21 protein-coding genes are annotated in these 18,994 nt (G+C 62.4%); 17 read left to right on the top strand and 4 right to left on the bottom strand.

Annotation, left to right across the window (positions count from 1 at the left end; genetic code table 11):
* Nucleotides 1-39 precede the first annotated feature (39 nt).
* The 10 genes from HMPREF3101_RS03640 (at nt 40) to pdxY (HMPREF3101_RS03685) (ending at nt 10,534) form a co-directional block, all read left to right on the top strand.
* A complete protein-coding gene (locus HMPREF3101_RS03640; protein WP_070462655.1) occupies nt 40-1,860 on the top strand; it encodes an AMP-dependent synthetase/ligase in 1,821 nt (606 codons plus the stop codon).
* An 85-nt stretch (nt 1,861-1,945) separates the two neighbouring features.
* Nucleotides 1,946-2,614, top strand: a complete 669-nt coding sequence (locus tag HMPREF3101_RS03645; RefSeq protein WP_070462658.1) for a hypothetical protein — start codon at nt 1,946-1,948, stop codon at nt 2,612-2,614.
* Nucleotides 2,615-2,765: 151 nt separating this feature from the next.
* Nucleotides 2,766-3,872 carry a radical SAM family heme chaperone HemW gene (gene hemW, locus HMPREF3101_RS03650; protein ID WP_070462661.1) on the top strand — a complete coding sequence of 369 codons (1,107 nt, stop codon included), beginning with the start codon at nt 2,766-2,768 and terminating at the stop codon, nt 3,870-3,872.
* An 11-nt stretch (nt 3,873-3,883) separates the two neighbouring features.
* Nucleotides 3,884-4,900 (top strand): heat-inducible transcriptional repressor HrcA, encoded by a 1,017-nt coding sequence (gene hrcA / locus HMPREF3101_RS03655; RefSeq protein WP_070462663.1) that lies wholly within the window; start codon nt 3,884-3,886, stop codon nt 4,898-4,900.
* Between the two features lie 11 nt (nt 4,901-4,911).
* Entirely contained in the window at nt 4,912-6,048 is a 1,137-nt protein-coding gene (gene dnaJ, locus HMPREF3101_RS03660) for a molecular chaperone DnaJ (RefSeq protein ID WP_070462665.1), read from the top strand.
* Nucleotides 6,048-6,740 carry a 16S rRNA (uracil(1498)-N(3))-methyltransferase gene (locus tag HMPREF3101_RS03665; protein WP_070462670.1) on the top strand — a complete coding sequence of 231 codons (693 nt, stop codon included), beginning with the start codon at nt 6,048-6,050 and terminating at the stop codon, nt 6,738-6,740. The genes dnaJ and HMPREF3101_RS03665 overlap by 1 nt, the downstream gene beginning before the upstream one ends.
* Before the next feature lie 13 nt (nt 6,741-6,753).
* A complete protein-coding gene (locus tag HMPREF3101_RS03670) occupies nt 6,754-7,776 on the top strand; it encodes a PhoH family protein (RefSeq protein WP_070462672.1) in 1,023 nt (340 codons plus the stop codon).
* Complete coding sequence (ybeY, locus tag HMPREF3101_RS03675) at nt 7,773-8,357, top strand: rRNA maturation RNase YbeY (RefSeq protein ID WP_070462673.1); 585 nt, start codon at nt 7,773-7,775, stop codon at nt 8,355-8,357. The genes HMPREF3101_RS03670 and ybeY overlap by 4 nt, the downstream gene beginning before the upstream one ends.
* Nucleotides 8,358-9,686 (top strand): hemolysin family protein, encoded by a 1,329-nt coding sequence (locus tag HMPREF3101_RS03680; protein WP_070462677.1) that lies wholly within the window; start codon nt 8,358-8,360, stop codon nt 9,684-9,686. It abuts the gene before it with no gap.
* On the top strand, nt 9,683-10,534 hold the full coding sequence (gene pdxY, locus HMPREF3101_RS03685; protein ID WP_070462678.1) for a pyridoxal kinase PdxY: 852 nt from the start codon (nt 9,683-9,685) through the stop codon (nt 10,532-10,534). Before HMPREF3101_RS03680 ends, pdxY (HMPREF3101_RS03685) begins: the two co-directional genes overlap by 4 nt.
* Before the next feature lie 3 nt (nt 10,535-10,537).
* Here the strand turns inward: pdxY (HMPREF3101_RS03685) and fmdA are convergent, their stop codons facing one another.
* Nucleotides 10,538-11,788, bottom strand: coding sequence for a formamidase (gene fmdA, locus HMPREF3101_RS03690; protein WP_070462679.1), 1,251 nt, complete (start codon nt 11,786-11,788; stop codon nt 10,538-10,540).
* A 13-nt stretch (nt 11,789-11,801) separates the two neighbouring features.
* A complete protein-coding gene (locus HMPREF3101_RS12555; RefSeq protein WP_083280066.1) occupies nt 11,802-12,104 on the bottom strand; it encodes an FmdB family zinc ribbon protein in 303 nt (100 codons plus the stop codon).
* 58 nt (nt 12,105-12,162) lie between these two features.
* Here HMPREF3101_RS12555 and pdxY (HMPREF3101_RS03695) point away from each other — a divergent pair, with 58 nt between their 5' ends.
* Genes pdxY (HMPREF3101_RS03695) through HMPREF3101_RS03710 form a run of 4 tightly spaced genes read left to right on the top strand, consistent with a single transcriptional unit; the run spans nt 12,163 to nt 15,368 of the window.
* Complete coding sequence (pdxY, locus tag HMPREF3101_RS03695; RefSeq protein ID WP_070462682.1) at nt 12,163-12,939, top strand: pyridoxal kinase; 777 nt, start codon at nt 12,163-12,165, stop codon at nt 12,937-12,939.
* 5 nt (nt 12,940-12,944) lie between these two features.
* Nucleotides 12,945-13,865, top strand: coding sequence for a GTPase Era (gene era / locus HMPREF3101_RS03700; protein WP_070462684.1), 921 nt, complete (start codon nt 12,945-12,947; stop codon nt 13,863-13,865).
* Between the two features lie 22 nt (nt 13,866-13,887).
* Complete coding sequence (gene recO, locus HMPREF3101_RS03705; RefSeq protein ID WP_083280067.1) at nt 13,888-14,610, top strand: DNA repair protein RecO; 723 nt, start codon at nt 13,888-13,890, stop codon at nt 14,608-14,610.
* Nucleotides 14,611-14,618: 8 nt separating this feature from the next.
* On the top strand, nt 14,619-15,368 hold the full coding sequence (locus HMPREF3101_RS03710) for an isoprenyl transferase (RefSeq protein ID WP_070462686.1): 750 nt from the start codon (nt 14,619-14,621) through the stop codon (nt 15,366-15,368).
* A 41-nt stretch (nt 15,369-15,409) separates the two neighbouring features.
* Here HMPREF3101_RS03710 and HMPREF3101_RS03715 read toward each other — a convergent pair whose 3' ends face one another.
* Nucleotides 15,410-15,850 carry a Fur family transcriptional regulator gene (locus tag HMPREF3101_RS03715; protein ID WP_070462688.1) on the bottom strand — a complete coding sequence of 147 codons (441 nt, stop codon included), beginning with the start codon at nt 15,848-15,850 and terminating at the stop codon, nt 15,410-15,412.
* A 130-nt stretch (nt 15,851-15,980) separates the two neighbouring features.
* Between HMPREF3101_RS03715 and HMPREF3101_RS03720 the strand changes: the two genes are divergently transcribed.
* From HMPREF3101_RS03720 to HMPREF3101_RS03730, 3 genes are read left to right on the top strand one after another with little or no spacing between them, the layout of a single operon-like run.
* Nucleotides 15,981-17,363, top strand: a complete 1,383-nt coding sequence (locus HMPREF3101_RS03720; RefSeq protein ID WP_070462692.1) for a glycine--tRNA ligase — start codon at nt 15,981-15,983, stop codon at nt 17,361-17,363.
* Nucleotides 17,363-17,869, top strand: coding sequence for a hypothetical protein (locus HMPREF3101_RS03725; protein WP_070462694.1), 507 nt, complete (start codon nt 17,363-17,365; stop codon nt 17,867-17,869). The genes HMPREF3101_RS03720 and HMPREF3101_RS03725 overlap by 1 nt, the downstream gene beginning before the upstream one ends.
* Nucleotides 17,866-18,282: a hypothetical protein gene (locus HMPREF3101_RS03730; protein ID WP_070462696.1), complete on the top strand. Its 417-nt coding sequence runs from the start codon at nt 17,866-17,868 to the stop codon at nt 18,280-18,282. The genes HMPREF3101_RS03725 and HMPREF3101_RS03730 overlap by 4 nt, the downstream gene beginning before the upstream one ends.
* A 10-nt stretch (nt 18,283-18,292) precedes the next feature.
* On the opposite strand, the gene HMPREF3101_RS03735 is transcribed toward HMPREF3101_RS03730, so the two are convergent.
* Nucleotides 18,293-18,994, bottom strand: a 702-nt coding sequence (locus tag HMPREF3101_RS03735) for an HNH endonuclease signature motif containing protein (protein WP_141737341.1), incomplete at its 5' end; no start/stop codon positions are given.

Below are 18,994 nucleotides of genomic sequence, written 5' to 3' on the forward strand. Positions count from 1 at the left end.
AACAGTAATTCTGCCACAGCACACGCTAAAGTGGCCCCCATGCCGTCGAACACGTACACAACAGAGCTTGGATTCCACCTGAATGAGAAGGAAACGTGCATCAGCCGTTTGGCTACTTTGTGCACGCAGCAGCCGCATTTGGTGCTGTTTTCCCGCCCTCGTAACTATGAGTGGGTGTCGGTGACCGCCGCGGACTTCTGGGATGAGGTCTATGACGTGGCGAAGGGGCTGATCGCGGCTGGTATTGAGCCGGGGGATCGTGTGGCTATCTTTTCTTCGACGCGCTATGAGTGGGCGTTGTTGGATTTTGCGATCTGGGCGGCGGGTGCGGCGTCGGTGCCGATTTACCCGACGAGTTCGACGCCTCAGATTCAGTGGATTTTGGAGAATTCGGGGGCGCGTATCGCGTTTTGTGAGACGCGTGATCACACTGAGTTGATGACACCGTTTTTGCCGGATGGTGTGTACAAGGACTCCAAGCTGGAGCGTTTGTACGAGTTCAACTCGGCAGGTGTGGAAACCATCAAGTTTGAGGGCCGCACGGTGGACACCTCGCTAGTGGACGCACGCTGGCAAGCCCTCACCCACGACGACCTAGCGTCCATTGTGTATACCTCGGGGACCACGGGGCGTCCGAAAGGCGTGGCCATTACACATGGCAACTGGGCGCACCAGTGCTGGGCACTGTTGGAAAACGAGATTGGCAAGGTGTCTTACCCGGGCCAGCGCATGGTGACGTTTTTGCCGTTGGCGCACGTGTTGGCGCGTGCGGTGTCTACAGCGTGGACGATTTCGGGGGCGACGCAGACACACTGGTCTGATACATCAACGTTGACGGTGGAGCTGCAGCGTGTGCGGCCGAACCTGGTGGTGGGCGTGCCACGCGTGTTTGAGAAGGTACGCGAAGGTGCCTACAACAAGGCCGCTGACGGTTCGGCGGTGGGCAAGCGCATCTTCTTAGAGGCGGAGAAGGCGGCGATTGAGTACTCGAAGGCGCTGGATACGCCGGAGGGGCCGTCGCGAATGCAAAAAGCCAAGGTCAAGGTGTACGAGAAGCTGGTGTACGGCAAGATCAAGGAGGCCATGGGCGGCTCGGTCTGGTACGCCATTACGGGTGGTTCGGCGATGAGCTCGGATCTGTCGCACTTCTTCCGCGGCATGGGTGTGCCTATTTATGAGGGCTACGGGCTGACTGAGACGTGTGCGGCGTGCTGCGTGAACAACGCGGATGCGAACAAGATTGGCACCGTTGGCCGCCCGGTCAATGGCTACTCGGTGCGCATCAATGATGACGGTGAGATCGAGTTCCAGGGCCCCGGCGTGTTCTCCTGCTACTGGCAGAACCCGGAGGCCACCGAAGAGGCGATCACGGACGGCTGGTTCAACACCGGTGACCTGGGTGAGGTTGATGAGGACGGGTTTGTCTCCATCACGGGCCGCAAGAAGGACCTGATTGTTACCGCTGGCGGCAAGAACGTCTCCCCGGCGCCGCTGGAGGATATCATCCGCCAGCACCCGCTGATCTCCAATGCGCTGCTGGTTGGGGACGGCAAACCGTTCATCGGCGTCCTTGTCACCTTGGATGAGGAGGAGCTGAAGCGCTGGAAGGCCAACCGCAACATTCCGGCGAACCGGAAGGCGTCCGAATTGGCGCAGGATGCGGCGTTGCGTGCTGAGGTGCAGGATGCGATCAACATGGCGAATGCGACGGTGTCGCGAGCAGAGGCTGTGAAGAAGTTCCGCATCCTGGACCGTGACCTCTCGGAGCAAAATGATGAGATGACGCCGACGATGAAGGTGAAGCGCAACGTGGTGTTCCAGCGTTTCCAGGAGGATATTGACAAGCTGTATCAGCGTTAGCGGCGCGCCTTAACGCCGGTGCGCGTGAAGTGGAATAGCATCGCTGACTGTTACTGTCACGTGTTTGTTTCCTGGGAGGCTTACGATGCACAAATCGGCCGCTGTGCTGCGCCATCGTGAGTTGACTCAGGAGATTTACAACATCGGTGATGAGGTTGCTGAGTACGCTGAGCACATCGCCGAGGCCATCGCTGACTATGACGGTGAGCTAGCAGATGACTGCTTGGCGGAGTTCTGCGAAATTGTGGATGACGCCCGCCAGGACGCCCGCCGTATCGTCGGCGAGCTGATCGGGTTGCGCCAGGCGCTGACGTCGGGGATGCGCGCCGGCCACCTGTCCGCCAGTGCGCATCCGGAGGAGCGGATCCCGGAGCCTGAGCTTCTCGACGCTGCGGGCTTGGACGACCTCTTCCCGCTTAAAGTGCCGTATTCGGTGCAGATGATGCAGGACGCTTTGACGGGTCGCACTGATTTGGTGGTGCAGCACCTTGAAGAGGTCGTGGCGTTTGTGCTTGAGCAGACGGACATGGTGGCGCGTGAGCTGGGTGCGGTGAGCTTGCCGCACCTGTATGCGCGTGCTGGCGCGCTTGTGGAGGCAGCCGTGGACGGCTGGATTGAGACCGTGTTTGAGGATCATCCGGCGTTTGCCCGCACGATGCGGGGCCTGAATCCGCCAGAGTTTTTGGAAGAGCGCGCGCGTATCGACGCCATCGTGGCCCGCGTCGCCGCCAAACGCCGCCGCCGCGGCGCCTAAGGATTTAGCCTAAGGATTTATCCGATACACTCTCGCCTCATGCCCCGGTGTGTGAAGGCGCGGATTGGCGGATCCGTGTCAGTCCTTTGTCGCCGGGGCGTTTTATGTGCGTGTCTGGGTGAAGTAGGGGTTACGTAGCAGAATGTGTCGCATGGATGCTTTTGGCGTGTATGTGCATGTCCCGTTTTGTGAGAGTCGTTGCGGGTATTGCGATTTCAATACCTATACCCCGGCTGAGGTGGAAACGTCCCACGCTGCGTATTTGGATGCGTTGGAGCGCGAGCTTGCGTTAGCGGCCTCAACGGTGCAGCGTTCGGCGGACACGGTGTTTATTGGCGGAGGTACGCCGAGTGTGTTGGGGGCAGACGGCTTAGGACGCATCCTCAACGCGGTGCGCAACACGTTTGGCTTAAGCGTTGGTGCGGAGATCACCACGGAGTCCAACCCGGAGTCTACAAGCCCGCAGTATTTCGAGGGCTTGCTGAACAACGGCTTTACGCGTGTGTCGTTGGGTATGCAGTCGGCGTCCACGCCGGTACTCAAGGTGCTGGACCGTCGGCATACGCCGGGGCGCGCGGTCGCGGCGGCCAAAGAGGCGCACGACGCCGGCTTTAAGCACATCAACCTGGACATGATCTACGGCACCCCGACCGAGACGGACGACGATGTACGCGCAACCCTAGACGCCATTTTGGAAACCCCAGTTGATCACGTTAGCGCCTACTCGTTGATCGTGGAGGACGGCACAGCGATGCATCGTAAGGTTCGCCGCGGTGAGTTGCCGGCGCCGCAGGAGGATGTCTACGCGCGCAGATACGAGATGATCGCCGAGACCCTCGAAGCGCAGGGCTTCGACTGGTACGAGGTATCCAACTGGGCCAAGCCGGGCGGGGAGTGCCGCCACAACTTGTTGTATTGGCGCGGCGGCGCGTGGTGGGGTGCAGGCCCGGGTGCGCATTCCACAATCTTTCCGCGCCGTTTCTACAACGTGAAGCGTCCCGAGCGCTACGCCGACATCCTCGCCGCAAACCAGCTGCCCATCGCCGAGGAGGAGCAGCTTACTGATCAGATCCGCCGTTTTGAGGCGGTCATGTTGGGGTTGCGGCTCAAAGAGGGGATTGCAGCTGGGTTGGTTGACGGGGGCGTCGATAAGCATGAAGCCCTCGGCCTGCTGACGGTGGGCGAGCGCATCGCAGTGACGGACAAGGGCAGGCTGCTTGTCGACGGCATCGTGACAGACCTGCTTGCCCACGAGTAACATCAACGGCTATGAGTGCGGCGGATGTGAGACGGCGGGCGGTGCTGCGGGCAATCGTCGCTGATTACATCGCCAGCCAGGAACCTGTGGGCTCGAAGGCGCTTGTGGAGCGCCACGGGCTGGGCGTCAGCTCGGCGACCATTCGCAACGACATGAGCGTGCTAGAGTCCCAGGGCTTCATCGAGCAGACGCATGCGTCGTCGGGGAGGATCCCCACTGAGGCGGGCTACCGGGCGTTTGTGGACGCTTTGCATGACGTCAAGCCGTTGTCCGTCGCAGAGCGGCACGCGATCATGCAGTTTCTTGACGGCGGTGTGGATCTCGAAGACGTACTGCGCCGCTCAGTGACGCTGCTTGCGCAACTGACGAACCAGGCGGCCGTGGTGCAGCTGCCCACGCTGACGGTCTCGCGCGTGAAACACTGCGAGGTGGTGGCGCTTGCGCCGACGCGCCTTCTGCTGGTGCTGATCACGGACACGGGGCGCGTGGACCAGCGCAACGTGGAACTGGAACAGCCGATTGATGATGCCGCAGTGCGGCTGCTGCGCGAACACCTCAACACCGTGCTGGTAGGCAAGACGCTGCGCGAAGCCGCCGACGCGATTGCGGGCCTGCCAAACGAGGCACCTGGCCACCTGGAACCGGCGGCGCGCCGGGCAACCGAGGTACTCATAGATACCTTGGTGGAGACCACGCCGGACCGTATTTTGATTGCGGGTGCCGGCAATCTCAGCTTGCACGGGCCGGGGGATTTGCGCAGCGTGATTGCCGCGCTGGAGGAACAAGTGGTGGTGCTGAAGCTGTTGGCAAGCGCCCAGGAGCTTGAGCAGGTGTCCGTACGCATCGGGCGTGAGAACGAGGATGTGGAATTATCGCGCGCCAGTGTTGTTACAACTGCATATGGGGCTGGCCATGAGGCACTTGGTGGTTTAGGGGTTGTCGGTCCCACGCACATGGACTACCCCGGTACCATTCAGAAGGTTGCAACGGTGGCCAGCTATATCAGCCGCATCCTGCGCGGCGAATAGAAAGGAACGTTTTGGCTCGGGATTACTACGGCATCCTCGGCGTGGACCGGGAAGCCACCGAACAGGAAATTAAAAAGGCGTATCGCAAACTTGCGCGTAAGTACCACCCGGATGTGAATCCGTCGGAGGAGGCGCAGGAGAAGTTTGCGGAGATCTCGCTTGCACAGGAGGTGCTGCTGGATCCGCAGAAGCGCTCCATTGTGGATCGTGGCGGGGACCCGATGGAGGCCGGCGGCGGCATGGGTGGCGGCGCCGGATTCGGTGGTGGATTGGGCGATATTTTTGAGGCGTTTTTCGGCGGTGGTGCCGGTGGGGCGCGTCAGCCGCGTTCGCGTGTGCAGCCGGGCGCGGATGCGTTGCTGCGGACCTCCATTACCCTGCAGGAGGCCTACGCAGGTGTGAAGCAGGAAGTCAGCGTTGACACGGCCGTGGTGTGCGACAAGTGCCACGGAACCGGGTCCGAATCCCAGGCGAAGCCGGTCACGTGTGATTACTGCCAGGGCATGGGTGCGGTCCAGGAGATGCAGCAGTCCTTCCTGGGCAATGTGATGACTACACGTGATTGCCCGAAGTGCCGCGGCTACGGCGAGATTATTAAGGACCCGTGCGGGCAGTGCGCCGGCGATGGCCGCGTGCGCGCAACCCGTGATCTGACGGTGAACATCCCGGCGGGTATTGCCAACGGGATGCGTATCCGCATGGCTGGCCAGGGCGAGGTCGGCCACGGCGGCGGGCCCGCAGGTGACCTGTACGTGGAGGTGCACACGGAGCCGCACCCGTACTTTGTTCGGGACGGCAACGATTTGCTGCTGCAGCTCAACGTACCGATGGTGGACGCGGCACTTGGCACGGAGATCACGGTGGACAACCTGGCTGGTGGCCAGACCGTCATCGAGGTGCCTGCTGGCACGCAGCCGGGTGAGACTGTGCGTTTGGATGGCGAGGGCATGCCGTTGCTTCGAACTGACCGCTTCGGCGACCTGGTCGCGCACGTGCAGGTTGTCGTGCCGACGGACCTTTCGTCCGAGGAGCGTGAGGCGCTGACCAAGCTTCGTAACGCTCGCAGTGACAGCGCCAAAGTTCACACCGAGTCCGACAACACCCATGAGGGGTTCTTCGGCCGGATGCGTGATAGGTTCCGCCGCTAGTGTCGCTGCCGCTTTTCATTACTGACAACCCGCGCGCAGGCGTGCTCGTTGGCCCGGAGGCCCAGCACGCCCACGTGAAACGCATTGCGGTTGGGGAGCAGATCATGCTTACCGACGGCTTCGGCTTGACCACCACCGTCACCGTCACCCACACCGCCAAAAGCGAACTACGCGGCGACGTGGTTGCCCAACACGTGGTTCAGGCGCCCTCGCCGCGAGTGACGGTGGTGCAGGCGATCCCGAAATCGGAGCGCTCCGAGCTTGCCGTTGACCTGGCTGTACAGGCCGGCGCGGACGCGATCATCCCCTGGATCAGCCACCGCACAATCGCCCGCTGGCCGGAAAACAAGCAGGCCAAGATGGTAGAGAAGTGGCAAAATCAGGCCCTTGCCAGTGCCAAGCAGGCGCGTCGGGCGTGGGTGCCGCAGGTAGCTAAGCCGGTGTCGTCGGGGTGGCTGGGTGGCGTCGATAAGCAAAAGCTCATCCTGCATGAGGACGCGACCACATCAATCAGGGATGTGGAGCTTTCGGACGACATCTACCTGGTAGTCGGGCCCGAAGGAGGCATTGGCGCAGATGAACTGGAGCTGATCGGCGGCACACCCGTAAAACTCGGGCCCGAGGTGCTTCGGACAGCAAGCGCGGCGTTTGCGGGGCTCTGCGCGATCGGAACCTTGACAAGCCGCTGGTAGTCTGAAGCGCATTATGGAAGAACTGCTCACCCGAAAAATCGAGCTGGATTCCGCCTACGCGCAATCCGTCCTTGGGGTCAACGATGAAAACGTCCGCGTACTCAGCCAACACTTGGGCGTGGACGTGCACGCGCGGGGCACGACGGTGACACTGCGTGGCCAGGCCCACCGTGTTGGCCATGCGCTGCGCGCACTGGACGAGCTGGAGTCGATGGCGCGCCGCGGGGTGCCCGTGACCGCGGATACCGTGGTGCACGCCGTGCGGATTATGGAAAATGAGGCGCCAGAGTCCGTCGCGGAGATCCTGGGCGCGGAGATTGTGGCGCGCAAAGGCAAGGTGATTCGTCCGAAGACGGCGGGGCAGCGCCGCTACGTGGACTCCATTGACGCGAACACGATTACGTTTGGGATTGGCCCGGCCGGCTCCGGCAAGACGTACCTGGCGGTGGCGAAAGCCGTGCAGGCGCTGCAGAACAAAGAAGTCAAACGCATCATCCTGACCCGCCCGGCCGTGGAAGCAGGCGAGAAGCTGGGCTTTTTGCCCGGCACGCTCAGCGATAAAATCGACCCGTACCTGCGGCCGCTGTACGACGCGCTGCGGGACATGCTTGACCCCGAGATGATCCCCAAGCTGATCGAAGCCGGCATCATCGAAGTCGCCCCGCTTGCCTACATGCGCGGCCGCACGCTCTCAGACGCGTTTGTGATCCTGGATGAGGCCCAAAACACCACCGGCGCGCAGATGAAAATGTTCCTGACGCGTCTCGGTTTCGGTTCGAAGATGGTGGTCACGGGCGACGTCTCCCAGGTGGACCTGCCGCGGGGTACCGTCTCGGGTCTGCGCGTGGCGCGTCGCATCCTCGGCGATATCGAAGGCATTGAGTTTATGGAGCTGCGCGCCGAAGACGTGGTGCGCCACCACCTGATCTCGCGCATTGTTGCGGCCTACGACCGCCATGATGCGCAAAACGCGGCGCGCTACGAGAAGCGCCAGCGAGAAATTGAGCGCGAACGTGAGCTGGAGGCAGGGCAATGAGTATTGAGGTGTTAAACGAGTCGGGAGAGGCCGACGTCAACGAAGAGATGCTGGTGGACGTCTGCTCGTTCGCGTTGCGTGCGATGGACGTCCACCCAGACACCGAGGTTACGATCACGCTTGTAGACGAAGCGACGATGGCCGACCTCCACGTCCGCTGGATGGACCTGGAAGGCCCAACTGACGTGATGAGTTTCCCCATGGATGAGTTGACGCCGGGCGGTGGGCGTCCAGACGCCTCGCCGTTTGGTGCGGCCATGCTTGGAGACATCATCCTGTGCCCCGCCTTCGACCGCAAACAAGCCGAAATGGCCGGCCACGACTTGGCGCACGAGCTTGCGCTGCTCACCGTCCACGGGGTGCTGCACCTGCTTGGCTACGACCACGTCGCCCCAGACGACGAGCACGAGATGTTCGCCCTGCAAAACGAGATCCTGTCGGATTGGTACGACTCGCTGCACACCCGTGGCGTGGCCTACCAGGACAAGCCGACGGGTGAGCATGCGTTTCCGTCGGCAGCGGACCGCGAAGAGCTGGATCGACGCATGCGCGCGGCTGGCGAGCAGGCGGGGGAGCGCTAAGTGCCACTCACGCTTGCCTATGCGGTGACGACGCTGATCGCACTGCTGCTATCCGGCCTTTTGGGTTCGGTGGAGTCCGCGCTGGCGCCGATCTCGCGTGCCCGCGTAGAAGGCATGGTCAAAGACGACGTGCGCGGCTCGGCAACCCTGCTGCGCGTGGTGGACAACCGCGCAAGTCACGTCAATACGCTGGTGATGCTTCGCACAGTGTTGGATGTGGTGGCGGCGGTGTTCGCCGCGATGCTCGCCATGGACCTGATCGCGTCCGACGTGTGGGCGATTACCGCGGCGGTTGCCGCTGTGACACTGCTGCAGTTCGGCATCATCGGCGTGTTTGCGCGTACGGCGGGTAAGCGCAACCCGTATTCCATCAGTTTGCGCGCCGCGCAGTGGCTGGTGGCGTTCCACACCATCCTGGGCCCGTTGTCGGGGTTGCTGATCAAGCTTGGCAACGTCTTCCACCCGGGCGAGGATTTCCGCGACGGCCCCTACTCCACCGAGGTGGAGCTGCGTGAGATGGTGGATATTGCCCAGGAGCAGGGCGTGGTGGAAACCACCGAGGGTCGCATGATCCAGAATATTTTCGATCTCGCCTCCACCCACGCCCGCCAAGTCATGGTGCCGCGTCCTGAGATGATCTGGATCGAGGAGGATAAGACGGCCGCCCAGGCTACGCGCCTGATGGTGCGTTCCGGCCACTCGCGCGTACCCGTGATCGGTGAGGATGTCGATGACATCGTCGGCGTTGCCTACCTCAAGGACATGTTTGGTGAGGACGGCCGCCCCATCGACCGCGCCACCGCCATCACCAACGTGGTGCGCGAGCCCCTGTTCGTCCCCGACTCCAAGCCGCTGGACGTGTTACTGAAGCAGATGCAGCAGCAAAACACGCACATTGCGGTCGTAGTCGATGAGTACGGCGGCGTCGCCGGCCTGCTCACCATGGAGGACCTGCTGGAGGAGATCGTCGGCGAAATCACCGACGAGTACGACGAAGACGAAGCCGCCCCCATCGAACACCTCGACATGGATTCGGACATCCGCCTCCTGCGCGTCCAGGCTCGTCTGCCGCTGGATGATCTCATCGACCACCTCGCCGACCACTTGGACTATGAGCTCACGTATGACGACGAGGTGCTCGACTCCGTCGATACTGTTGCCGGTTTGTTGTCCTATGAGTTGGGGCGTGTGCCGTTGCCGGGGTCGTCGATAAGCATAGATGGCCTGACGTATACCGCGGAAGGCGGCCGTGACCGCCGGGGTCGCATCAAGACCCGTACTGTTTTAGTAAGTGTTCCCGCGCCTGCGGGGGAGGAGTTTTCCAAATGAATATTTTGTCGATCCAGTCAGCGGTGGCCTACGGACATGTGGGCAACTCGGCGGCGGTGTTTCCGCTGCAGCGCATCGGGCACGAGGTGTGGCCGGTGCACACGGTTAACTTCTCTAACCACACCGGCTACGGCGCATGGAAAGGCCCGGTGCTGCCGGCGGACGATGTCGCCGCAGTGATTGCAGGTGTTGAGGAGCGTGGGGCTTTCCCGCTTATCGACGCCATCGTTACCGGCTACCAAGGCGCACCCACCATCGCGGACGTGATCATCGATACCGTTGCCCGCGTCAAGGAAGCCAACCCGAAAGCGATCTACGCGTGCGACCCAGTGATGGGCAATGCAAAATCCGGCTGCCACGTGGCCGATGAGATCCCGCCGATGCTGCGTTCGAAGGTGGTGCCGGTGGCAGACATCATCTTCCCGAACCAGTTCGAGCTGGGCTACCTCACGGAGCGTGACGTGACAGATCTGGACTCCACGCTTACTGCCGTCGAAGCGGCACGCGACATGGGCCCGGAGACGGTTGTGGTGACGTCGGTGCAGCGCCCCGAGACGGTAGAGCTGGACGTCATGGAGATGCTCGTGGCTAATAGCCACGGCACGTGGATGGTGCAGACCCCACGCCTGCCCATGAAGCGCAACGGCTCCGGCGACGTCACCGCCGCCCTGTTCACCGGCCACCTGTTGCACACGGGGGATCCGGCGGACGCGCTCGCAAAAACCGCCTCGTCGGTCTACGACATGTTGCGTGTGACCTTCGAGGCGGATTCCGGCGAGCTCAAACTGGTTGAGTCGCAGGAGTTTTTTGCGCATCCGGCGATGCAGTTTGGCGTCGAAAAGCTGTAGCTCTTAGAGCGCCGAACGCGGGGCGCCGATACCCGGGTCGATGCGTGGTGGGTCGCCGGCGCCGGGGCGGATGTCGATGTCGAAAATCTCCGTTGGCAAGTAGACCGTCGCGCACGAGTTCGGGATGTCCACCACGCCGGAGAAACGACCCTCGATCGGCGCGGCGCCCAAAAGCAGGTAAGCCTGCTCCGGCGACCAACCGAACGTAGTCAGGTAGTCGATGGCGTGCAGGCAGGCGCGCTGGTACGCAAGCTGCGAATCCAGGTAGCGCTGCTCGCCCTCGAGCGTGACGGACGTTCCGGAGAACGCCAGCCACTGGCTGTAGCGCGGCTCCACGTTGCCGGGCATGAAGATGGCGTTTTCGCTGACGTTGTACTTGGCCATGCCGTCTTTAATGATGTCAACGTGCAGGTCAATGAAGCCGCTCATCTCGATGCCGCCGCAGAACGTGATTTCGCCGTCGCCCTGGGAGAAGTGCAGGTCGCCCACGGAGAAGTTTGCGCCGTCCACGTACACGGGATAGAACACGCGGGTGCCTTTGGACAGGTTCTTGATGTCCTGGTTGCCGCCGTTTTCGCGCGGCGGGGCGGTGCGCGCACCTTCGGCGGCGACGCGGTCGAAGTCTTCGCCTTCCAGCGAGCCGAGCACGGCACCGTTTGGCTCCGGCGGCAGCGCCAGCGGCGGCACGCGCTCCGGGTCGGTGGCAATCAGTGCGGCTTCGCGCTGGTTCCACTTGCCTAGCAGTTCGTGGGACGGCGCGGTGCCCATCAGACCCGGGTGGATGATGCCGGTGAAGCTCACACCGGGGACGTGGCGCGACGTGGCGGTCTGGCCGTTGAAGTCCCAGACGGCCTTGTAGGCGTCAGGGAATTGGTCTGTGAGGAAGCTGCCGCCGTTTTTCTTGGCAAAGATGCCGGTGTAGCCCCAGCCTTGGCCGGCAAGTGGGCCTTCTTCCTGCGGGATGGGGCCGACGTCCAGGATGTCCACTACGAGCAGGTCGCCGGGCTTGGCGCCTTCGATGCGGAATGGGCCGGAGAGGGTGTGGACGGTGTGCAGTGGGGCGTCGCGAATGTCGTCGGCGCTGTCGTCGTTTTTGATGAAGCCGTCGAACCATTCGCGGCAGTCAACGCGGAATGAGTCGCCGGGCTTTACAGTGACTGCTGGCGGGATGTCGGGGTGCCAGCGGTTGTGGCCGATTTTTTCTTGCTCGGTGAATGGCTTGGATGAGTCGAGGGGAAACAGGTTGGTTGGCATGTCGTGGTCCTCCTCAGGGTTTGGGTAGTTTTGCGTGTTGGGGGTTGCGCGTGACGGGCGTTGCGCGTCTGTTGCCTGTGCTGGGCAGGCTGTTGACTACGGCTGGCTCGTATGCGCTCTTCTGTGTTGCTTCGACGGCGCGTGCTCGCGCCCCGTCGACACGTCGTACGGCGGGGGCGCTGATCATCCGGTTGGCTACGTCGCCGCAGCTGGGGCATTCGCGGGTGCGTTGCTCGCTGGACATGGGTAGCTGCTGCTCGGATATGTGACCGGAGCCGCATTTGAATTCGTAGATGGGCAATGCCTCTCCCTTCATTGTTTGTGTTGGCAATCACAGAAGTACCCCCACCCTATGTGATTGTTAGGATTTGCGCGTGAATATTGTTTCTTTGCAGTCTCACGTGGCGTTTGGGCATGTGGGAAATTCGGCTGCGACCTTTGCGATGCAGCGCTTGGGCCATGAGGTGTGGCCGGTCTATACGGTGAATTTTTCTAACCACACGGAGTACCCCGACTGGGGTGGTCCGGTGATGGATCCGCAGCAGGTGAAAGATGTGCTGGACGGGTTTAGCTTTGCCTTTGACCAGGTTGATCTGGTTGTCACTGGCTACTTGGGCTCGCCGGAGCTTGCGGAGGTGGTGCGCGAGACGGTGACGCGTATTAAGCAGGCGAATCCGCGGGCTCGCTATATCTGTGATCCGGTGATTGGGAATGAGGAGGTTGGCTCCTTTGTTAGCCCGGAGATGCCGGATGTGTTTCGTGAGGTGCTCATTCCGTTGGCGGATGCGATTACGCCGAATGAGTGGGAGCTCAACCTGCTGGATGTTGCTCTGCCGGAGCGTGCGTTGATTACGTCGGTGGGTTCGGATCCTTTGAGCATGGTCGATGTGTCGCCCGAGGGCACTTTTTGCTTATCGACGCCACGTTTAGGCGGCAACGTCGTCGGCTCCGGAGACCTAGCCACGGCGCTCTACGCGGCGATGTTTGATGACCCGGCCCGCGAAAGGCTTGGCCATTTGGGGGCGACGATGTTTGATTTTGTCAACGAGGTGCGCTCGCGCGATCTGTCGGAGCTGCCGCTGATTGAGTGCCAGGAGCTGCTTGTTCGGCCGCGCTCTTCCTTTGATGTGGTGGAGGTTGAGTACCCTTAGGCGTTATGCATGATTTCACTTCCGCACCTGAGGGCTTCCGCTCTGGTTTTGTTGCTTTTGTGGGCCGACCGAATACGGGTAAGTCCACGCTGACCAATGCGTTGGTGGGGGAGAAGATTGCGATTATGGCGGATCAGCCGGAGACGACTCGGCACCCGATCCGCGGCATTGTCAATCGCGATGACGCTCAGGTGATCGTGGTGGACACGCCCGGTATTCACCGTCCGCGCACGCTGTTGGGCGAGCGTTTGAATGACGTGGTGCGCGACACGTATGCGGATGTGGACGTGATTGGCTTTACGGTGCCGGCAGACGAGAAGCTCGGCCCGGGGGATCGGTTCATCTATGAGCAGATCCGTGAGATCAGCCCGAAGGCGCCGGTGGTTGGCATTGTGACCAAGCTGGACAAAACGTCCAAGGATGCGGTGGGGGAGCGCCTCATTGAGCTCCACGAGATGCTGGGCCCGGATTCGGAGGTCGTGCCCGTGTCTGCCACCGAGCAGGTGCAGCTGGACGTGCTTTTAGATGTCCTGATTTCCCAACTCCCTGAGGGCCCCCGCTTCTACCCGCAAGACCACGTCACTGATGAGGACATGGAAACGCGCATTGCGGAACTGATCCGTGAAGAGGCGCTTAAAGGCCTTCGCGAGGAACTGCCGCACTCCGTTGCCGTGCAGGTCGATGAGATGGTGCCGGACCCGGAGAACCCGGAGCGCACCATGATCTACGCCGTGGTCTACCTGGAGCGCCCAGGCCAAAAGCGCATTCTTGAAGGCCCGGACGGGCGCCGCCTGTCCGGCATCACGCACCGCGCGCGTCGCCAAATCATGGAACTGACCGGCACCAACGTCTACCTTGACCTGCGCATGAAGGTGCTGAAGAACTGGCAGTCGGACCCGAAGGCTTTAGGTCGTTTGGGTTTTTAGCGGGTGTGTAGCGGGTATCTCAGTGGCCTTGAACTCCTGGCGCGACCGCGCCTACATCATCCGCACCTATGACTTTGGCGAGGCGGACCGTGTCATCGTTTTGCTCACCGAACACCACGGCCTGGTGCGCGGCGTGGCCAAGGGGGTGCGCAAGTCCAAGTCCCGCTTCGGCTCGCGCCTGCAGCCGTTTGTGGAGGTTGACGTGCAGGTCTACCCAGGGCGCAAAACCAACTCGCTTGCCACTATCACCGGCGCGGACACCGTGACCTACTACGGCCACCAGATCACCGATAACTTTGACCGCTACACCGCCGCCTGCGCCATCATGGAGACCGCCGAAAAGCTGGTTTATGAGGAGGCGGATCCGGGGTTGTTTGGGTTGGTGGGGGCTGCGTTGGGGCGTCTTCAAGCAAATGAAGCTCCGACCATGGTGCTAGACGCCTTCATCCTTCAAGCCACCGACCATGCCGGCTGGGGAGTCTCCCTGTTCAACTGCGCCAACTGCCAAGCGCCCGGCCCGCACCGCGCATTCAACGCCGCAGCAGGCGGCGCCGTGTGCACCAACTGCCGCCCCTCCGGATCCGCCGACGTGGACCCAGAGGTCCTCCACACCATGTGGCTGCTCCAACACAACCACCCCGCAAGCCCCGAACACGCAGCTACCGCGCACCGCCTGACCGCAGCGCATCTGAATTACCACCTTGAAACCGGGCTGAAGTCACTGCGCGTGATGGAACAGGCATAATCAAACACATGACACCGCAACCCCCCGCGATTGACCCCAAGTTCATCCCACGCCACATTGCGCTGGTCATGGACGGCAACGGCCGCTGGGCCCAGGAACGCGGCCTGCCACGCACCGAGGGGCACAGGCGCGGTGAGGCGGTGCTTATGGACTGCGTGGATGCCTGCATCGCCATGGGCGTCGATTGGCTTTCCGCCTACGCCTTTTCCACGGAGAATTGGCGCCGCTCCGCATCCGAAGTGCGCTTTTTAATGGGTTTTTCGCGCGACGTGCTGCGCCGCCAACGCGATGAGCTCAACGAGAAGAACGTGCGCATCGTGTGGGCGGGGCGTCGGCCTCGCTTGTGGCGTTCCGTGCTGCGTGAGCTGGAGGAAGCCGAAGCGCTGACGAGGGATAACACTGGGCTCACGCTTGCGATGTGTATCAATTACGGCGGCAGGGCCGAGATTATCGACGCCACACGCAACCTCATCCAAGCCGCCAACGAAGGCAAAATCCGCCCCGGCGACATCAACGAGGACACGCTTTCGCAGTACCTCTACCGTCCCGACATGCCGGATGTGGACCTGTTTCTGCGCCCGAGCGGGGAGAAGCGCACGTCGAACTTCCTTTTGTGGCAGTCGGCGTATGCGGAAATGGTCTACCAGGACACGCTGTTTCCTGACTTCACGCCGCAGCACATGTACGACGCGGTGCTGGAATACGCCAAGCGCGACCGCCGCTTCGGCGGCGCGGTAGACAAGTTCGCAAAACCCTAGCGCCTGGCACTGTCCAGCCCGCTACTGGTCGGCAGGTGCTGCTAGCCGGCAGGCGCAGCGTTTCCGGCCGGTTTTTCTTTACAGGCGCGGCAGATGCCGTAGATTTCGGCGTCGTGCGCCACAAGCTCGTAGCCGTAGCGCGAGGCAATTGTCTCCGCCCAACGCTCCACAGGCCCGCCTTCCACCTCTTCGCTGCGCCCACACTTAGTGCACACCAGGTGGTGATGGTGGTGCGGACTCACGCAGTGGCGGTACAGGGTTTCGCCTTCGGGGGTCTGCAAAACGTCGACAATATCCAGCTCTGCCAAGGACTGCAGCGTGCGATACACGGTGGTCAGACCGACTTGCTCGCCGCGTTCTTCAAGCAGCCCGTGGATAGTCCTTGCAGAGGAGAAACGTTCAACCTCGCGCAGCATTTCCACGATGGCGGTGCGCTGGCGCGTCGAGCGGGGACCGATCTTCGGAATGGGCTGTTTGGACATATCTACCAGTATTAGCCCACCGCAAACTTTTTTGCGGCTTTTGGGGTTGACCGAAGACAGATTTTGCTGGTCGCTTCGCTAGACTGTTGCCGAAAGTGTTCAACAGTGACCAACAGGAGGCTCGGACCAAGTGCCCGCCAATACAATCGATACCGTAGTTAACCTGTGCAAGCGCCGCGGCCTTGTATACCCGGCCGGTGAAATCTACGGCGGCACCCGCTCTGCCTGGGACTACGGCCCGCTTGGCGTTGAGTTGAAGGAAAACATCAAACGCCAGTGGTGGCGTCACATGGTGCAGTCCCGCCGCGACACGGTCGGCGTTGACACCTCCATCATCCTGCCGCGCCAGGTCTGGGTCGCATCCGGCCACGTCGAGGTGTTCACAGACCCGCTAGTGGAGTCGCTCTACACCAACAAACGCTACCGCGCCGACCACCTCATTGAGGCCTACGAGGAGAAGCACGGCCACCCGCCAGCAAACGGCCTGGCAGACATCAACGACCCGGAGACCGGCCAGCCCGGCAAGTGGACCGAGCCGCGCGAATTCTCCGGCCTGATGAAGACGTTCCTCGGCCCCGTCGACGATGAAGAGGGCCTGCACTACATGCGCCCCGAGACGGCTCAGGGTATTTTTGTGAACTTTAAGAACGTGATGACGTCGTCACGCATGAAGCCCCCGTTCGGCATTGCCAACATTGGTAAGTCCTTCCGCAACGAGATCACCCCGGGCAACTTCATCTTCCGAACCCGCGAGTTTGAGCAGATGGAGATGGAATTCTTTGTCAAGCCGGGCGAGGACGAGCAGTGGCACCAGTACTGGATTGATAACCGCCACCAGTGGTACATCGACCTGGGCATCAACCCGGACAACCTGCGCCTGTACGAGCACCCGCAGGAGAAGCTGTCGCACTACTCCAAGCGCACCGTGGACATTGAGTACGCCTACGGTTTCCAGGGCTCCAAGTGGGGCGAGCTGGAGGGCGTTGCCAACCGCACTGACTATGACCTGAAGACGCACTCCGAGGCTTCCGGTGAGGACCTGTCCTACTTCGACCAGGAGTCCGGCGAGCGCTGGATCCCGTACTGCATCGAGCCGGCGGCAGGCTTGGGTCGCGCCATGATGGCATTTCTTATCGACGCCTACGATGAAGAAGAAGCCCCCAACGCCAAGGGAGGCACCGACACTCGTGTTGTGCTGCGCCTTGATCGCCGCCTCGCGCCGGTGAAGGTGGCCGTGCTGCCGCTGTCGAAGAAGTCGGAGCTTGCCGGGCCTGCCGGTGAGCTGGCGGACAAGCTGCGTCAGCACTGGAACGTGGACTACGACACCTCCGGTGCGATCGGCCGCCGCTACCGCCGCCAGGACGAGATTGGTACGCCGTTCTGCGTGACGTATGACTTTGAGTCGCTGGAAGACAACGCCGTGACCGTGCGCGAGCGCGACACCATGGAGCAGGAGCGCGTGCCGCTGGCAGAGCTCGAGGCATACCTGGCTGCGCGCCTGATTGGCTGCTAATGCATTACGTCAGTTGGGATCGCACGGACCGGGACGCGCCGAAGCTGCTTGCAGAGGACGGGCCCGAGGTGCTTGGCGTGTTCAATGACACGCGTGCGGACGTTGGCGGCGAAGTCTGGGAGCTCACCGTTGCTCCTGAGGCTGGGGCGAGCGCGGTGCGCGACGGCGTGGAAATCGTGCGCGCTGCCGACCCTTTAAAGCGTGGCGAAACCATCCGCGCCGAGGTTGAGGGCCGCGGCTACACGCTGGTGAGTGAGTCCTCGTCGAACTGGATCATCGACAACGCCGCTGGCGAAAAGGTCGCGCAGTTTACGCGCGCCAACTCGGGCGTGCGCAAGGCGATCTTGGAGTTCGAGGGCGAAACGGACTTGCCTGCCACGGACGTTGTGGCGCTTGCGTGGCTGTCGCGTGAGGTGATGGAGGCACGCCAGAAGGGCTCCGCGAACGCGTTGATTGCCACGTTGGTGCTGCTGTCTGTTGTTGCGGTGTTGGTGTACGTGGTGTGACCGTGCCGCACACGATCACCATTGCGGGCGTGTCCATGGTGGTGAAGTCCACCAAGGCCACGCACGTGCGCGCCTCTACTATCGACGGCCGAACGTACACCCTCCGCAAACGCTCCATCACCGTGAGCAAATACGTGGCAGATTGCGACGGCCGCATCTACACCGCGCGCCGCCGCGGCAGCTCGCCGCTGCACAAGCGCCGCGAGATTATGGACGCGGACGGCCGCCTCGTCGGCACCACCGAGTCCACCCCCGACGGCAACATCGAACTCACCGTCATTGATAATTCGGCCACCAATTCCGCCACCGGCTCGGCCGCTGCTGGCGACCGCGAACTCGACGTGGACCTCGGTTTCATCGCTTGGGCGCTGTCGTTTGTGGACGCACCAATCAACAACCTCCGCCTCTCCTAACACGCCTCTCCTAACCCTGACCGGTTACCCCCGCCGCGCCGAACAGCAGCCGCATCGCGCCCGGCGGCCCGGCGGTGTTCTCAATCGGCGGGCCCCACTCGGGCTGCCACGCGGGGCGGCCGCGGATGAGGGTGATGTGGCCGGCGCGGCGGCGTCGTTTAGCAACGCCCCCTGTAGCGCCAGGATCGTCGTCGTTGACGCGATTGTGATAGCTGCACAGCATGGTCAGGTTGTCCATGTTGGTGTTGCCGCCATGCTTCCAGGGGGTGACGTGGTGCGCTTCGCAGTGCTCGGCGGCAGTTTTGCAGTCAGGCCAGGCGCAGGTCGGGGAGACCAGCTTCGCCAGGAGTCGTTGTTTCGCATTTGCGTACCTGCGCCCCCTGTACACATCCACCGCGCCCTCCACCGGGTGAAACAACGCCACCTCCAGTTCGGCGCCGTGGTGGAGCGCGAGGTATTCGGCGCCTGTGATGGTGGTGCCGTCGCTGAGGCCGAGCAGCACGTCTTCCACCCCCGCACCGTCCGCGCCGCCTGCGCCGCCCGCGCCGGTGTTTGGGACCGTGCGGCCGAGGAGCTTGACGTGCTCGGGCAGTGGCACGAGGACGACGGGCCTCGGCGCTGCAGCAGCCACCCCCGCAGCGGGACCTGCACCCGTGCCGGAACCCGCACCCGTGCCGGAACCCGCGCCTGCTGCAGCCACCCCCGCGCCACC

It is taken from the genome of Corynebacterium sp. HMSC29G08 (genome assembly GCF_001806875.1).
Lineage (GTDB): Bacteria > Actinomycetota > Actinomycetes > Mycobacteriales > Mycobacteriaceae > Corynebacterium.

Bases quoted from the DNA above. Each gene is read 5' to 3' on its own strand.
- HMPREF3101_RS03640 (WP_070462655.1), top strand. From the start codon at position 40: ATGCCGTCGAACACGTACACAACAGAGCTTGGATTCCACCTGAATGAG.
- HMPREF3101_RS03645 (WP_070462658.1), top strand. From the start codon at position 1,946: ATGCACAAATCGGCCGCTGTGCTGCGCCATCGTGAGTTGACTCAGGAG.
- hemW (WP_070462661.1), top strand. From the start codon at position 2,766: ATGGATGCTTTTGGCGTGTATGTGCATGTCCCGTTTTGTGAGAGTCGT.
- hrcA (WP_070462663.1), top strand. From the start codon at position 3,884: ATGAGTGCGGCGGATGTGAGACGGCGGGCGGTGCTGCGGGCAATCGTC.
- HMPREF3101_RS03670 (WP_070462672.1), top strand. From the start codon at position 6,754: ATGGAAGAACTGCTCACCCGAAAAATCGAGCTGGATTCCGCCTACGCG.
- ybeY (WP_070462673.1), top strand. From the start codon at position 7,773: ATGAGTATTGAGGTGTTAAACGAGTCGGGAGAGGCCGACGTCAACGAA.
- pdxY (WP_070462678.1), top strand. From the start codon at position 9,683: ATGAATATTTTGTCGATCCAGTCAGCGGTGGCCTACGGACATGTGGGC.
- fmdA (WP_070462679.1), bottom strand. From the start codon at position 11,788: ATGCCAACCAACCTGTTTCCCCTCGACTCATCCAAGCCATTCACCGAG.
- HMPREF3101_RS12555 (WP_083280066.1), bottom strand. From the start codon at position 12,104: ATGAAGGGAGAGGCATTGCCCATCTACGAATTCAAATGCGGCTCCGGT.
- era (WP_070462684.1), top strand. From the start codon at position 12,945: ATGCATGATTTCACTTCCGCACCTGAGGGCTTCCGCTCTGGTTTTGTT.
- HMPREF3101_RS03710 (WP_070462686.1), top strand. From the start codon at position 14,619: ATGACACCGCAACCCCCCGCGATTGACCCCAAGTTCATCCCACGCCAC.
- HMPREF3101_RS03715 (WP_070462688.1), bottom strand. From the start codon at position 15,850: ATGTCCAAACAGCCCATTCCGAAGATCGGTCCCCGCTCGACGCGCCAG.
- HMPREF3101_RS03725 (WP_070462694.1), top strand. From the start codon at position 17,363: ATGCATTACGTCAGTTGGGATCGCACGGACCGGGACGCGCCGAAGCTG.